Annotated in this window: 15 protein-coding genes; 8 read left to right on the top strand and 7 right to left on the bottom strand. The window is 65.2% G+C overall.

What is annotated here, in order from left to right:
- Nucleotides 1-522: acyl-CoA thioesterase (locus MUO23_12370; protein MCJ7513753.1), on the bottom strand; the 522-nt coding region annotated here is incomplete at its 3' end.
- A 154-nt stretch (nucleotides 523-676) separates the two neighbouring features.
- Here MUO23_12370 and MUO23_12365 point away from each other — a divergent pair.
- The 5 genes from MUO23_12365 to MUO23_12345 are packed head-to-tail and all read left to right on the top strand — an operon-like array spanning nucleotide 677 to nucleotide 5,473.
- A complete protein-coding gene (locus MUO23_12365; protein MCJ7513752.1) occupies nucleotides 677-1,699 on the top strand; it encodes a hypothetical protein in 1,023 nt (340 codons plus the stop codon).
- A complete protein-coding gene (locus tag MUO23_12360) occupies nucleotides 1,696-3,210 on the top strand; it encodes an SDR family oxidoreductase (protein ID MCJ7513751.1) in 1,515 nt (504 codons plus the stop codon). The genes MUO23_12365 and MUO23_12360 overlap by 4 nt, the downstream gene beginning before the upstream one ends.
- Nucleotides 3,203-4,504 (top strand): MFS transporter, encoded by a 1,302-nt coding sequence (locus MUO23_12355; protein ID MCJ7513750.1) that lies wholly within the window; start codon nucleotides 3,203-3,205, stop codon nucleotides 4,502-4,504. The genes MUO23_12360 and MUO23_12355 overlap by 8 nt, the downstream gene beginning before the upstream one ends.
- Entirely contained in the window at nucleotides 4,501-5,010 is a 510-nt protein-coding gene (locus MUO23_12350; protein MCJ7513749.1) for a staygreen family protein, read from the top strand. Before MUO23_12355 ends, MUO23_12350 begins: the two co-directional genes overlap by 4 nt.
- A gap of 7 nt (nucleotides 5,011-5,017) precedes the next feature.
- Nucleotides 5,018-5,473, top strand: a complete 456-nt coding sequence (locus tag MUO23_12345; protein ID MCJ7513748.1) for a DUF393 domain-containing protein — start codon at nucleotides 5,018-5,020, stop codon at nucleotides 5,471-5,473.
- Between the two features lie 63 nt (nucleotides 5,474-5,536).
- On the opposite strand, the gene MUO23_12340 is transcribed toward MUO23_12345, so the two are convergent.
- The 3 genes from MUO23_12340 to MUO23_12330 form a co-directional block, all read right to left on the bottom strand.
- Nucleotides 5,537-7,780 (bottom strand): glycosyltransferase family 39 protein, encoded by a 2,244-nt coding sequence (locus MUO23_12340; protein ID MCJ7513747.1) that lies wholly within the window; start codon nucleotides 7,778-7,780, stop codon nucleotides 5,537-5,539.
- A gap of 242 nt (nucleotides 7,781-8,022) precedes the next feature.
- Nucleotides 8,023-8,316, bottom strand: a complete 294-nt coding sequence (locus MUO23_12335) for a GYD domain-containing protein (GenBank protein ID MCJ7513746.1) — start codon at nucleotides 8,314-8,316, stop codon at nucleotides 8,023-8,025.
- A 395-nt stretch (nucleotides 8,317-8,711) separates the two neighbouring features.
- Nucleotides 8,712-9,662, bottom strand: a complete 951-nt coding sequence (locus MUO23_12330; GenBank protein ID MCJ7513745.1) for an NADP-dependent oxidoreductase — start codon at nucleotides 9,660-9,662, stop codon at nucleotides 8,712-8,714.
- Nucleotides 9,663-10,068: 406 nt separating this feature from the next.
- Here MUO23_12330 and MUO23_12325 point away from each other — a divergent pair, with 406 nt between their 5' ends.
- The gene (locus MUO23_12325; GenBank protein MCJ7513744.1) at nucleotides 10,069-11,127 is read left to right on the top strand and encodes a multicopper oxidase domain-containing protein; all 1,059 of its coding nucleotides are present in this window, start codon (nucleotides 10,069-10,071) and stop codon (nucleotides 11,125-11,127) included.
- Entirely contained in the window at nucleotides 11,124-12,353 is a 1,230-nt protein-coding gene (locus MUO23_12320) for a hypothetical protein (protein MCJ7513743.1), read from the top strand. Before MUO23_12325 ends, MUO23_12320 begins: the two co-directional genes overlap by 4 nt.
- A 155-nt stretch (nucleotides 12,354-12,508) precedes the next feature.
- On the opposite strand, the gene MUO23_12315 is transcribed toward MUO23_12320, so the two are convergent.
- A complete protein-coding gene (locus MUO23_12315) occupies nucleotides 12,509-13,081 on the bottom strand; it encodes a nitroreductase family protein (GenBank protein ID MCJ7513742.1) in 573 nt (190 codons plus the stop codon).
- Nucleotides 13,082-13,492: 411 nt separating this feature from the next.
- On the opposite strand from MUO23_12315, the gene MUO23_12310 reads away from it, so the two are divergent.
- On the top strand, nucleotides 13,493-14,206 hold the full coding sequence (locus MUO23_12310) for a DsbA family protein (GenBank protein ID MCJ7513741.1): 714 nt from the start codon (nucleotides 13,493-13,495) through the stop codon (nucleotides 14,204-14,206).
- A gap of 432 nt (nucleotides 14,207-14,638) precedes the next feature.
- Here the strand turns inward: MUO23_12310 and MUO23_12305 are convergent, their stop codons facing one another.
- A complete protein-coding gene (locus MUO23_12305; GenBank protein MCJ7513740.1) occupies nucleotides 14,639-14,794 on the bottom strand; it encodes a hypothetical protein in 156 nt (51 codons plus the stop codon).
- A gap of 24 nt (nucleotides 14,795-14,818) precedes the next feature.
- A partial coding sequence (locus MUO23_12300) for a hypothetical protein (GenBank protein ID MCJ7513739.1) occupies nucleotides 14,819-15,388 on the bottom strand: 570 nt, incomplete at its 5' end.

The raw sequence follows: 15,388 nt of genomic DNA, 5'->3' as shown, positions 1-15,388 counted from the left end.
GTTGTTCACATGCCCGGCGCTGTCGAGGTCACCCCACTCGACATGGTGGACGAAGCGCACAGGCTGCGCCGGCGGGGCGGGCGCCTCGATCGGCTTCCGGTCGACGGCTTCCCCGGCGCCGCCCTCGGGCATGAACGCCAGCGCCATCTCCGCCGGGATGCGCGCCGGCTGCTGCGTCAGGCGCTCGATGTACACCCAATCGGTGTAGGCCTCGGACACCGGCTGACCCTCGACCGTCATGGAATATCGGCGGCGCGACACCACCCGGCGGAAATCTGCCACCCAGGTGCGAACCTCGAGCACTTGCTCCGGCGCAACCGGCCGCAGGTATTCGATCCCGGTCTCGCGGATCAGCCAGAGCGTCCCCAAGGCCCGATAGCGCGCGGGGTCATAGCCGACGTCGGCCGAGGCCTCGATGGCCGCCTGCTGCATGTAGCGCAAGTAGTTGGCGTTGCTGACATGCCCGTACAGGTCGCACTCGTACTCGCGCACCCGGAACACCCGACGATACTCTCTTGGCATGCTGGCTTCGGCCCCCCTTGGGTTTTGCCCGCAAGTGTACTGGCCCTGCTCACCGCCGGGTACCCCGCCCTGCCTCCCCCTCCGTTGACGGGATTGTGATGGCTCCTAGACAAAACCTTGACACGCCGTCTTCGGACATGGTAGAATGCCGGCCATGAACCGCCCGGTCGCACGCCTCTCGTCCAGCTCCGCGCTCTGGCTAGGGATCGGCTTCAGTCTGCTGTTCACCGGACTGATCGCCTGGGCCGGCCAGCGGCTGGCGGGAGCGACTCTGCTGCCTGACACCGGCGCCTCCTGGTACTACTGGCAGCTGCCCGAGCCGGCCTTCTGGCCGCGGGCAACCGCCTGGGCTTTCTACCTGGCCCACCAGTTGACCTTCTTCGGCCTGATCTACTACGCCCAGACCCATGAACTCCGCTACACCGGTGGGCTGCACCGGGTGAACCTGATCGCCCTGGGCGCCAACGCCTTCTTCATTCTGTTGCACTTCGTCCAGACTCATTTGTGGTACGACGGCCTGGCGCAGGACGTTTCCATCTGGTCATCGCAGGGTTCGGTGATCGTGCTGCTGGTGTGGGTGCTGCTGATGGAGAACAACCGGCGCGGGATGTTCTTCGGTCAGCGCCTGCCGCTGTCCAAGGAGATCGTCCGCGTGGCGCGCAAGTACCACGGCTACTTCTTCGCCTGGGCGGTGGTGTACACCTTCTGGTATCACCCGATGGTCTCGACCTCCGGCCATCTCATTGGATTCCTGTACATGTTCCTGATCCTGCTGCAGGGCAGCCTGTTCTTCACCCGGGTCCATGTCAACCGCATCTGGACCCTGGTGCTCGAGGTCAGCGTGCTGATCCACGCCACGCTGGTGGCGGTGATGCAGGGCAACGGCATCTGGCCGATGTTCGCCTTCGGCTTCGGCGGCGTGTTCGTGATTACGCAGATGCACGGCGTCGGATGGAGCCGCGGCATGCGGGCGCTGGTTGCCCTCGCCTACGTCGCCGCCGTGCTCTGGGTCTACAGCGACCGCGGCTGGGAGAAGCTCAACGAGATCGTGCGCATCCCAGTCATCGACTACCTGCTCGTGCTCATCCTGGCGGGGCTGTTCGGCCTGGGCATCTGGATCGCCCGCCGGGTGCGTCCGACCTCCGCCCCGGCTGCACCGGAAAGTCCTCCGGCATGACACTCGCTAAGCCGGTCCTGGTCAGCGGCGCAACGGGATACGTCGGCGGGCGCCTCGTTCCAGCGCTGCTCGCTGCCGGCTACCCGCTGCGGGTGATGGTGCGCGACGCCGCTCGGCTGGCCCGGCGAGCGTGGCTCGACCAGGTCGAGGTGGTCGAGGCCGATGTGCTCCGGCCGGACACACTGCGGCCGGCGTTGGCCGGGGTGAGCGCCGCCTACTACCTGATCCACAGCATGAGCGGCGGCAAATCCTTCCGCGAACGCGATCACCAGGCGGCGCTGGACTTCGGCCTGGCGGCACGCGCGGCGGGTGTTGAGCGCATCATCTACCTGGGTGGGTTGGGGAATCCCGACGCCGACCTGTCGCAGCACCTGCGCTCGAGGCAGGAGACCGGGGAGATGCTGGCGCGGGCCGGCGTCCCGGTGACCGAGTTCCGGGCGGCGATCATCGTCGGCGCCGGCAGCCTGTCCTTCGAGCTGATCCGCGATCTCACCGAACGCCTGCCGGCGATGGTCTGCCCGCGCTGGGCGTACACCCGCGTCCAGCCGATCGCGGTCGACGACATCCTGTCTTACCTGGTGGCCGCCCTTCAGACGCCGGCCAGCGCTGGGCGGGTGATCGAGATCGGCGGCACCGACGTCACCACTTATGGCGGCATGATGCTCGGCTATGCTGAGGCCCGTCGCCTGCGGCGCTGGCTGGTGCCGGTCCCTGTGCTCACGCCGCGCCTGTCCTCCTACTGGGTGCACCTGGTCACGCCCATCCCGAGCGACATCGCTGCACCGCTGATCGAGGGACTGCGCAACGAAGTCGTCGTGCGCCAGCCCATCGCCGCCGAACTGTTCCCGCACATCCACCCCATCGGGTATTCGGCTGCCCTGCAGGCGGCGCTGGCTCGCTTAGAGAGCGGCGAGATCGACACCACCTGGATGGACGCGCTGGCCAGCAGCCAGGGCGACCGACCGGCGCTGGTGTTGGCCAGTCGCGAGGGGATGATTCTCGAGCGCCGCCAGACGGCGGTGGAGGCGACACCCGATGCCATCTACGCGACACTCACCAGTCTGGGCGGCGAGCGCGGCTGGCTGACCTACAACTGGGCCTGGCGCCTGCGCGGCGCCCTCGACCGCCTGGTGGGCGGCGTCGGGCTGCGGCGCGGCCGGCGTCATCCACTCGACCTGCGCCCAGGCGACGCCCTCGACTTCTGGCGGGTCGAGATCGCCGAGCCCAATCGCCTGTTGCGTCTGCGCGCCGAGATGAAGGTCCCCGGCCGCGCCTGGCTGCAGTTCGAGATCGCGCCCGGCACACCCGCCGCACTGACCCAGACTGCGCTGTTCGCGCCGCGGGGTTTGTTCGGCTTGCTGTACTGGTATGGGCTGTATCCGCTGCACAGCCTGATCTTCTCCAGCCTGGTCGAGGCCATCCGCCGCGAGGCGGAAGCTTCTTCCCGGCGATCCAGTGCTTCGCCTGCGATTGCTCGTGACCCTGCCCTGCCTCGGAGACAGAATGCGTGATTCCCGCCTGCGAACGCTGTTCATCATCGTCTTTATCGACCTGCTCGGCTTCAGCCTGATCCTGCCGCTGCTGGCGTTCTATGCCAGCGCCTATGGCGCCACGCCCGCGGTTGTTGGACTGCTGGTTGCCTCTTACGCTGCGGCGCAGTTGATCGGTGCGCCGATCCTCGGCCGCCTGTCCGATCGCCACGGCCGTCGCCCGATCCTGCTGCTCAGCGTGTTCGGCACGCTGCTGGGGTTCCTGATGCTGGGCCTGGCCGAGCCCATCGGCGCTGCGCTTGCTGGGCTGTTCTCTGGCCTGGGGCTCGCCGTCAGCCTGGAGGCGGCGGTGATCGGCGTGCTGTTCGCCAGCCGCATTCTGGACGGGCTGACCGGCGGCAACATCACGGTCGCCCAGGCCTATATCGCCGACATCACCGACAACCAAGGCCGAGCTCGCGCCCTGGGGTTCCTGGGTGCCGCCTTCGGGCTGGGCTTCATCATCGGCCCGGCGGTCGGCGGCACGCTGAGCATCTATGGCTACTCCGTCCCCGCATTCGCGGCGGCGGCAATGTCGCTGATCGCGCTGCTCTCCATCTACTTCGCCCTGCCGGAGTCCCTGCCAGAAGAGGAGCGTCGTGCCCGCGCCCAGGCGCCACGCTCGGCCTTCACCGTGGCCGCTCTCACGGAGGCCTTCCGCCTGCCGCGCGTCAGCCCGCTGCTGGTCACGCGCTTCCTCTTCGGCTTGTCGTTCGCCATGATGCAGACAATCTTCCCGCTCTACGGTCAGCAGCGCTTCGGCCTGACCGCACAGACCACCGGCTACATCCTGACCTACATCGGCATCATCATCGTCCTGGTCCAGGGAGTCGGCATCGGCGTGATGACCGCTCGCTGGCGCGAGTCCCGACTGATCGTGTTCATGATCGGGCTGTTTGGCCTGGCGGTCCTGGCATGGGCCTTGGTCCCCAGTGTGGCCTGGCTGTTGGTCGCCTTTCTCCCGTTGGCCATCGCCGGCGGTTCGCTCAACACCTTGATCAGCAGCGTCTTGAGCAAGTCGGTCTACCCCGAGGAGATTGGCGGCATCCTCGGGCTTTCGACCTCGGTCGAGAGCCTGACCCGGGTGATCGCTCCCGTGCTGGGCGGGTATCTGCTGGGATCGGTGGGCAGTGCCGCTCCGGGCGTCGCTTCCGCCCTGCTGATGGCTGTGCTCTTCCCCTACGCCTACTTCCGGCTGATCGCCCGCCCGGCGCCGCCCCTCGCCGAGCGCACTCCGGAGGGGGCGAGCGAGCTTGCGCAGCACACCCAGGCATGAGCGGGTTGGACCCGGCCAAGCTGCATGTCCGACTCCAGTCTTGGCAGTCGATTGACCGACATACGCTGCCGCGTCGCTACACGCTCACCCACTCCGATCGAACCGGTGACCTGTTTCTGACAATCGCCAGGGACTACGACTACAAACAGATCTCCGGGTGGTACACCCGCATGATGCGGGACGAAGTCCTGGCCGAATGGACCGACACCCCAACCGGGCCGGCGCTGGACGTGCACTGCCACGTCAGCGGCGGACTGGAGATTGGATCCGCCGCCTGGCGCTACGGGATCTTTCAACAACACTTGAAGCTAGTGCTGCAGAGCTTTCGCCAGGGAGACGGGGAGCTTCTGGCTTCCCAGCCCGAACTGGACCAAGCGCCGGTGAGGGTCCATTTCCACAGCCAGAATCCAGAGTTCAATCGCATCGAACTCTGGGGGACCCTTGGCCTCTATGCCCTCGGCCGATCCGAACCCAGCCACGTCTCCGCCGTTTCCACTCGATCCTGAGTGCGGGATGAAGCCATCGAGGAAGGCATGGCGTCCGGTAGGTTCACCTTCGCCGGATGACGCTCGGTCGCTGATCCTCCTCTTCGACGGTCGCTGCGGGATCTGCACCCGGGCGGCGAGTTGGCTGCACAGGCGCGACATCCGAGGAAGGCTTTGCCTGGTGCCCAACCAGCATCCCGGGGTCCGCCTGCGATATGGGCTGAGGCGCAGCGAAGTCGATCGGGAGGTCTGGCTGATCGACCTTTCAACGGGCGAACGGTACCGGGCCGCGGCTGCCATCAACCGGGCGCTTCTCGAGCTCGGCGGCCGGTGGCCACTGGTCGGCCGGGCGTGCAGCCTGAAGCCCTTCCACTGGGTTGAAGCGGCGGGCTACCGCTGGGTGGCGACCCATCGGCGCTGGTTCTCCCGCTGGGGCGTGACTCCGGCCTGCGAAGAACCGGGCGCCTCTTACAGCGGCGGATAGGAACGGCCTACGACATGCTGAAGAGCCGAGATCCAGGCAAGATCGTCATGTGCCTTGGCGCTCCTAGTCGAGCAGCTGCAGCTCCCATACATGCACGAACGCGTCCGGAGGCGCAAACTCGTCCAGGATCTCGATCAGCAGCCGCTTGGCCCGGACGGGTCCATCGAAATTCACGACGACGTCCTTGTATTGGTCCACCGGCCCCGCTTCGACGACATGCGAGACCGGATCGGTTCCATCTTCGGGGAAGACCGTCGCCTTGATGACGTTCTTCTCGGAGCCGAGCCGAATGACGAAGCCCGCCAGGCGGCGTGCCGGGTCGAAGCCGATATCAAGCAGGAAGGGGTTTTGGGAGTCCGAATGGGCGAAGGTGTCAGGGTCGCCGTCGAAGAGGCTGTCGACGGTGCTCCCTCCGAGCGGGGGATGGGTGACCGTGATGTCCTCGCCGTCCAGGCTGAGCGGAACCGTGACCGGCTCCTTCACTTCCTCATAGCCTCGGCGAATCGCATCAAGCTTGGCCTGGGTGAAAGCCAACCGGACGAAACGAAAGCCCGGGCCCCCATCGGGGTAGGGAACGATTTGCTCGACGCTGATGGTCTGGTACTCGTCGCTCTCCACTAGACGCTTGTACTCATCGGGAATGACAACAAACACAACATCCTCCCCGGCGGCGATGACCTCCGGCAGTTGATCGGGCGTCGCCAGCGAGACCATCGACTCCCCCGGCAAGTAGAACTGCGACACCACATCCGCCGACCAGCACCACCCGCCTGAAAGGTAGACTCTCGTCCCCGGGTTCTGCTTTGAGAACTCGAGCGCCTCCGGGAACACCTGATTGGCGCCATACTGCAGTCCGCTCAACCCATAGTCGCGGAACCACGTGGGGCCACGGATGAGGGCATCGAACATCATGAACAGCGTGATCCCGGCGAACAGGCTGGCGCTGGCCAGGCTCAAGACGGTGCGTGGGATCGAACGCCTTTCGAGCCACTCGAAGGCGAGTGTGAACCCGATCGTCGTCACCACCACCAGCGGAAGGACGATCATCAACTCCCTAGATAACTTGGTCTCGAGCAGGGCACCCGCCAACGGCGCCACCAGGAGCAGGACAAAGACCGACCTGCCCTCGACCTCCTGCCAGCGGCGGCGTCGCAGAAGATAGACCAGCCCCGCAACAGCAAATGGGAGATTCCACCATCCCATGTGCCCGTAGCCCTTCATCAGGAAGGGGGATTCGTCCCGGGTATGCGGCCAGTACAGGTAGAGCGGACCAAGGCCACGGAGATACTGGCCCAGGTACATCGATACCTTCTGCACCGGTGGAAGATCAGTGGCCAGATATGAGCTGTAGCGTTCCATGGCGCCGGTGTAGCGACCGGGTTGGGAGAGTTCGAAGCGAATCAGAGGCAGCGCCAGCAGGATGAGCAGGCCGGCCACCCGCAACAGCGTCCGCCGATCCTGCCAGTGGTATCGCCAATCGAAGGCCAGGAAGGCTGCGCCGGTCACGACGACCATAACCTGACCGGGAAGGTAGCTGTAGAAGGCCAGCGCCCCCAACACCAGAGATGGGTACAGATAGCGGCGATTCCGCAGCCGGTACAGCAGGTAGTAGTAAACAAATCCGGCGAAGAAAGCCGTCATCTGCGCCGTCTCGAAAGCAGTGCGCGTCAGGAGGAACCAGGCGGGCATGGCCGTCAGCACGAACACTCCAAGCCACCAGTAGGACAACCGGTAGATGTCGCGCAGCATCAGCCCCACCCAGATCATCCCCAGCAGGCTGATGAGCACCGAGATGCCTCGAGCCGCCCAGATCGATTTCCCGAACAGTAGGTAGGGCACGATCTGCAGGTAGACGGTGGTGCCCAGGCTGTACTTGGAGTCGTTGACGAAGAAGGCGGGCAGGAACTGCCCTTCGTAACCGACGTACCTATCACGCACCAGGTCCGCAGCTCGGACGACCGTGACGATCTCATCGCTGTTGAAAGCAATCGGGAAATCAGCCAGTCGATAGAACCGGCTGACGCAAAACAAGGCGAGCCCGATGACGAAAAGGACCGTGGGCATCGTGGCGGGGTCCAGCCGAAGGTTGGCACGTTGGAGCGCCAGACCGAGCCTGTGGCGCCAGGAGGCGCCGGGTTCCGCTGAGAGGGGCTCTCGGCGTCGAGCTTGCTGAACTTCGACGATGACCTCGAGTTCTTCGCCTTCTTTGACCTCAAGGATCAATTCCAGGCGGGTGCCTGGAGGGAATGTGAAGCGCCCCGGGGAGGACGGGACCTTAGGGGAGTTGCTGGGGGAACCTCTAGCCATCGGACCCGATTATATCCAGCCCGCGGGGCAGGCAGCGAGTTGATAGGCGGCGTAGCTGGTCTTCGACCGCCGGCCCTCGGACAGCACCTTCACACCGCCGGACGGACTTTCGGGCAGGGTTCGGAGGCGAGAGCCATACATAAGGGCGCCATTCCGGGGAAGATACTTGGCAGGCGGGCTGCAGTGTGAGGGCATGGGAGTGGGAGCGCGGATGGGAGTGGGAGCGTGTGGTTGCGCAGGGATCACGGGAGCGAAGAGACAACTCCCTTGAACTCCGCTTCGTTTAGAGCTTGCAGTGTTTCTGTACTGACACTCCCTTGGGCTCCAGTCGCAAGGAGCACGGACGCCGCGGCCTTGACGTTTGGAGCCTCGGCGATCAAGACGAAGTCGTAGCGGCCCAATGTCAGATACCAGGCGACCATCTTGCCGCCGGCGGCCTCCATGGCCTTGCGGGCAGCCTCAATGCGGGTCGGGCCTTCCTTGATCTTTGCGATGCCTTGCGGGGTGTACTTTCCCAGGATGATGTACGTCTCCATACCAGCCTCCTCTTGCCTTACGGCGGGCTTCGCGGCACCACACGCTCCCTGACTGACAATAGCACGGATTCAACCTAAGCCGGCGGTGGATCGTGGAGTTGTGATGAGCAGGCGGAGCATCTGCGCGGGCTTTGCGGGCCAGCCCGCCTAACGGCCTCGAGCTTCGCGACCGCACAGCGGCCTGGAAGGAAGCACCCCGTGGGGACACCGCCCTTGCGGGCTCGGCATGGGAGCTGCCCGGCGGAAGCGGGCAAGGCCACTCGAAGTCCAGGTCAAGCGAGGGGCCAAGACAAACACCCCGGAAGGCCAAGCCCTCCGGGGCTTCAGCGAGTTATTGGGCCTCAGGCCTGTGTGCCAGCGCGGGCGTTGCCAGGCCTGCCTTCGCGAGCGAGGCATCAACCCGCGACTTGCACCACAATCTTGCCGCGAGTGTGCTTGGCCTCGATCATTCCGTGGATCTTTGCTGTCTCTGCAAGCGGGAAGACTGCCGAAACGTGGGGCTTGATCTTCCCGGAGTCGACCAATGTGGCGACCTCGGTAAGAGTCTTCCCAATGGGAGGCGTTGAGAAGACCATCGCCTGACGGCCACCGCTCACGGTGTCCGTTTCCTGCGAAGGTGCTTGAGCGGTTGACACAAGAATACCGCCTGGTTTCAGCACTTCCCATGATCGTTCCTGGGTATCACCACCAATGGTGTCAAGGACAACATCCACGTGGCCCTTGTAGCCATTGGCAGTTTCGAACGGGGTTGTGGAGTAGTCAATTGCTTGGTCGACGCCAAGCTCGCGCAGATAGTCAAGATTGACGGACGCGGTGCCGATGACCTTGGCTCCACGCCACTTGGCGATCTGCACGGCAATGTGCCCCACCCCACCCGCAGCGCCATGGATGAGAACGGTCTGTCCGCTAGTAAGGTCGGCTAGCTCGATGAGGGCCTGCCAGGCCGTGAGACTTACATGCGGGAGAGCCGCCGCATGGATGTGGTCCAGGGACCGAGGTTTGGCAGCGACATCCGAGGCCGGTACGACAACATACTCGGCGTTGGCGCCTTCGCGTGTCACACCCCCTCGGGCATACACATTGTCTCCGCGCTTGAAAGTGGTAACTCCCGGCCCTACCTCTTCGATGATGCCGGAGGCATCGGTTCCCAGAATGACGGGAAGGGTGTAGTTGAGAAAGGCCGACAAATACCCTGCTCGCACGGCGCAATCGAAGGGGTTGACGGTTGTGGCCAGGACACGGATGACCACCTCGCTGTCACCTGGCTTTGGTCGCGGCGCTTCTTCGTAGGCAAGCTCCTTGATCCCGCCGTAGGCGTGAATGCACACAGCCTTCATTACTGACATTTCGGGGCTCCTTTGTCCTATTGAATATCGAGACTATACCCCTGCTCTATTCACTATTCCGCCTGACTACTGCCAAAATGTTGGGGAGGTGGACTGGGATCTTCGGGTGCCGCCTAACAGCGGCACCCGAAGATCCCACTCCCACGGGAGGCCGATGACCTCCAGCGGCTTGCGCTCTTGCGTCGACGCCTGCATGGGCTGCAGGGCAACCGATCGGGCGTTTCCCGCCGGTTCCCGCTGGTGCGCCGAGATCCGGGCCGCCCATCTCCACCCGCCATCTACCTCCCCCCTTCCGCCCCGGCGTGGTGAGCTTGACAAGCCTTCCCCCGTGGCTTATAGTATTCGGACTCTTTTAGGAATACCTAATTTTCAACGGGCGACCTTGGGTCCCCGGCGGAAGGCGGACATGAAACCGATCAAATCGAACGCCGGCTCCTTGAACCGGCGGAGCTTTCTTAAAGCCGGCACGCTGGGGGGGACCGCCACCGCCCTGGCCGCAGCCGTCGGCCTCGGGCACGCACCAGCCAACCAGGGTACTCCCCTCCTGGCTGAGCCCTCCCCCACGCCGACGGCGGAGGCGGAGGCGCAGCACCACCATGGCTCGGATCCCAGCGGCTCAGTTGGAGAAATCGCCCCCACTGCCTTCGACCCCTCGGCCTTCCTCGAGGCCTTCGACCAAGGTGTTGTCACCAGCGAGAACGGGCGCACGGTACGCACTTGGAAAGTCCTGGCTCTGAACAAGGACATCGAGGTGGCCCCGGGGGTGTGGTTCCCGGCATGGACCTACAACGAACAGGTGCCCGGGCCGACCTTCAGAGCCCGTGCCGGCGACCTGGTGCGGTTCGATTTCTTCAACGCCACCCCTCATCCGCATACGATCCACTTTCACGGGTTTCACCCACCATCGATGGACGGCGTCAGCCCGATGGTCGAGCCGGGCAACACATTCCTGTATGAGTTCGAGGCGCAGCCGTTCGGGCTCCACCTGTATCACTGCCACGTCATGCCGCTCAAACGCCATATCCACAAGGGCCTGTACGGCGCCTTCCTGATCGATCCACCTGAAGCCAGACCTCCGGCGCGCGAGATGGTGATGGTCATGAACGCTTTCGACACCAACCTCGACGGCGAGAACGAGGTCTACGCCGTCAACACCGTCGCCTTCCACTACATGAAGCATCCCATCCGGGTGCGAGTGGGTGAGCCACTGCGAATCTACCTGGTCAATCTGACCGAGTTCGACCTGGTGAACTCGTTCCATCTTCACGCTTCGATGTTTCGCCTGTACCGGACCGGCACGCAGCTCGAACACTTCGAGTTCACCGACACGGTCACGATGGGTCAGGGAGAGCGGCATGTTCTGGAATTCAGCCTCGACCACCCCGGCCAGTACATGTTCCACGCCCATCAGAGCGAATTCGCTGAGCTGGGGTGGATGGGCCTCTTCGAGGCGGTCGAAGCATGAAGGTTCGTTCACCATCCAGCCCGCGCAGGCCATTTCCGCACTGGCTGACCTGGCTTGTCCCCGTGGCGGCGCTGGCCGGCCTGCTGGTCCTTCTGGCTGTCGCCGATCTGCCGCAGGCGCTGCGGGCTGATCTACCTCCGCTGGAGATCCTCAGCTTCGAGCGAATAGATCTGACCGACAGCGGATTCCGTGCCGTCGTCGTCAACGGTGGGCCGGTCCCGGTGACCATCGCCCAGGTTACCGTCGACGATGCATTCTGGAGCTTCACCATCGACCCTGGGCCGACGCTGCCCCGGCTGGGACGGGCGACGATCACCATTCCCTACCCATGGGTTTTCAGCGAACCCCACCGCTTGCGCCTGCTGACATCGACTGGCCTGACCTTCGACGGCGAGGTGCAGGTTGCGGTCGAGACGCCCACGCCAGGGCTGGATCAGCTCGTGGCCTACGCCCTCGTCGGCGGGTTCGTTGGCATCGTTCCGGTGGCCCTCGGCCTGCTCTTCTACCCGGCAATGCGACGGCTCGGCCGTAAGGCGCTGAATGCAATCCTGGCCCTGACCGTCGGCATGCTGGCCTTTCTCTTGATCGACACCGGGCAGGAGGCGCTCGAGGTGGCCGGTCACTTGCCCGGGGTGCTGCAGGGAGTGGCGCTTGTGCTCCTCTCAGCCTTGCTCACCTGGCTGGCCCTTCTCGCTGTCGCAAGCCGGCGCCGACCCACGGAAACCTCCGGAGGCATGCCGCTCGGCCTGTACGTTGCCTGGATGATCGCCTTCGGAATCGGCCTGCACAACCTGGGCGAAGGCATGGCCATCGGCGCCGCCTTCACCCTGGGTGAGGCTGGCCTGGGATCCTTCTTGATCGTGGGGTTCACCCTGCACAACATCACCGAGGGGGTGGGCATCGCCGCGCCGCTGACGCCGGGGCGTACGGGCCTGCCGCCGGGCTTTCGGCCGGGACTGCGCACGTTCGTCGGCCTGACATTGCTGGCCGGTGCGCCGGCGATCGTCGGCGCCTGGGTGGGTGGCTTCGCCTTCAGCTTCCTGGTGGCGGCGGTTGCGCTTGGGGTCGGTCTGGGCGCCATCTGGCAGGTCATCATCGAGGTCGGACGACTGCTGCGGGACGATGCCGCCCGCCACAGCGAAGCAGTCGTCACCTGGCCCAACCTGCTCGGCTTCGCAGCCGGGACGGCCGTGATGTACGTCACCGCCTTGCTGGTGACGGTCTAGCAGCCAGACCAGCAACTGTCAGCCGGGAGGCAGAGCTGGCAGGCTTCCGTGGCGTTCGTCCTCCGGCGTGACCCCCGCCCAGCTCCCGGGCCGCTCGCCGCTGATTATCCCTGCAAGGGGGCGAGGCGGGGTCTCCCGGGTGCAGGCCACGGCGCCTACGGCCGCTCCCGGCCCCAACCTCCGTAGAAGGCAATGCTCTCGACCGGCTGACGCTCACGGGTGGAGGCCTCCCTGGCCTGGATCTCTTGCGTCGCTTGATCCAGACGCCCAGGGTAGCCGATAGCGATCATGACCGTCGGTGTGTGATCTTCAGGGATAGCAAACAGGCGGCGCGCCTTGTCGGCATCGAACCCGCCAATTGGCCGGCAGTTCAGGCCCAGGGAGATCGCCTGCAACATCAAGCTCATATTGGCCAGACCCAAGTCATGCTGCGACTTGGCGTTGGGCAGTCCATTGTCACGCAGGTCGCGTGAGACTGCGGCGATGAGCACCGGCGCCGCGGTCGCCCACACCCGGTTGCTCTCGTCCAAGCAGCTCCGCGCCAGGTCCCTCGCCTGCGGCACCCGATCGTCGAATACGATGTAGCGCCATGGCTGCCGATTGCCGCCGGATGGCGCCCAGCGAGCCGCCTCCAACAGCGAGGCGATGGCGTCCGGCGCCACCGGTCGATCCGGATCATACAGCCGCGAAGAGCGGCGCTTTCGCAGCAGCGGATGAATCTCGGACATGTTCTCCCTTTCTTGCCAACCAGCCACCGAGCTCGACCTTCCGCATGAGGCGCCCCCTACCCGGGATTCTCAAAGCCTGAGCGCAGTCTCGAACAAACCGGCGCAGCGCCTGCCCTCAACAGGTTCGTGTCCACATGCGATGAAGGCCGAGGGCGCTCCAGGCTTGGGGGTAGTGACGCCCGCATGGAATCTGCCGGCCTTCACCGCGCCGACCCCACACTCTCCATTCTGCGCGCCCGCTCACGATCGCTCTACCTCTCCCGGGGCGTCGGGCGGCATCGGGCCAGGCCGCCGCGAACATTGAATCCGTCGGCGTTCGGGTGCGGAAGGCAGGCCGCCAAGAGCCTCACCTCGTCAACCCGATCCATTCTCGCGCCGACAGACCGGCCAGGGCTTGTTATAATCGGCGGCATGTCCGACATCAACCCCTCTACGATATCCGACTCTTCTCAGGCCGATCCCCCGACCTCCCCCAAGCCCAGCCGCCGCTGGCTTCTATGGGGCTTGATCCCGGCCGCCTTTGCGCTGGGGATCGGAGCCGGCTACCTCGCCTGGGGCCGGGCTGCCGCCGAGCTGACGGAGGCCAAGGCCGCCGCCGGCCAACCCACCCGATTCGACATCAGTGTCGACGATGACCCTTTCATCGGCCCGGTCGACGCCCCGATCACGATCGTCGAGTTCAGCGACTACAACTGCGGCTACTGCAAGCGATTCCACCAGCTGACCTTCCCCGAGCTGATGGCCGCCTACCCCGACCAGATCCGATTCGTGTACCGCGACTTTCCAGTCACCAGCCAAGAGTCTTTCTACGCCGCTCAAGCCGCGCAGTGTGCCGCCGACCAGGACGCCTATTGGCAGTTCCACGATATCCTGTTTGAAGGCGAATTGGGGCTCGGCTCCGAGACGTATGCAGCCTATGCGTCGCAGCTCGGCCTGGACGCCGATGAATTGCTGGCCTGCGTATCCAGCGAGAAGTACGCCCAGGAAGTTCAGGATGACGCCCGCTACGCCGCCGGTCTGGGGGTCAGCGGGACGCCCACGTTCTTCATCAACGGGCTCCCCATGGTCGGCGCCCAGCCGCTGGCTCAGTTCCAGCAGGTCATCGACGCCGAGTTAGAAGGCTAGACGCCCTGGCGCTTGCCGGGGATGAAGGCTGTGCCAGAATCAGCCTGGGGATGAGAGAGAAGCGGGCTGACCAAATGCGGGCAGCCCCTTTCGCATTTTCCTCCCACTGCAACCGGCGATGTGGGCCGTCCCCTTCTCCTTGCCCATCCCCCGAGGTGGCAAGGCAGTGTGCCAGACGGCGAGCAACGTACCCGCCTCCAGAACCTTGAGGCGAACGCGGGCGAACCCATTGACCCTACTGGCCGAATGGACACACCCCAGGTGCTCCAGCAGGGCCTGCAACCAGACTGCCGCGCCCAGGGACAGGCCGACAAGATGCACCGGCCGGGAGGGTGCCCAGCGATCGACTGTGTGCAGTACCGCCCGCGAACCCGAGGCGACAGTCGGCCAGCCGTTCAGGGTGCGGGATCGAGCATGCCCCGGCAGATCGATTCACACTGCGTGATCCCGGCCGCGCAGGGCGGCTCGCTGCAGCAGCCAGTCCTCGCCGCAGGATGCCATTCCATGCAGCAGCACCACGCTCTCCGACCGGGCGTGCGCCCCATCGATCTCCAGGTAGACCTGCCCGCAGGGGGCGGGGCGGTGCATGACGATCGGCCCTTCAAGGCAGGATCACGGAACCGCGATCTCGCTCACGACCATGCGGTGATCCGAGGCGGCGGACTCCGGAACCCAGGCCTTGAGCGCCGTCAGATCCCGCACCCAGACAAAGTCAATCCGCTTGTCGGGTTGGACGGCCGGATCGGTGTCGGGGGCCGGGTCCACGCCCAGCTGGACGAACGGATCTTCGAAGCCTGCCGCCTGCACGGCGTCCGTCACCGGCGAGCCGATTTCGGCGTTGAAGTCACCGCCAAAGGTCGTCGGCGTTGATTCGCCGATGAAGACCAGCGCCTCGGCGGCTTGCCGCAGGGTATCTTCGTCCTCCAGCCCCAGCCAGATGCCGTAGGCGTGCAGCACCGTCTCACCCAGGCGCAGCGGGGCGTGGACGATGCCGGTCTGCTCCTGCGAGCTGGTGAGCAGCGCGGCGTCGCTGGCGACGATCGGACCGCGGTACAGCAAGGCGATCCCGGTCAGGTGCTCGACGGTCGGCAGGTAGGCCACATTCATCCCCAGCCGGCGCGCCAGGTAGTAGGCATCGTCGACCGCGAACGAGGTCAGGCGCCCGGCGTCGACTTCTTGCAG

This window comes from Anaerolineales bacterium (assembly GCA_022866145.1).
GTDB lineage: Bacteria > Chloroflexota > Anaerolineae > Anaerolineales > E44-bin32 > PFL42.
This window is presented reverse-complemented; position numbering and strand designations above follow the sequence as displayed.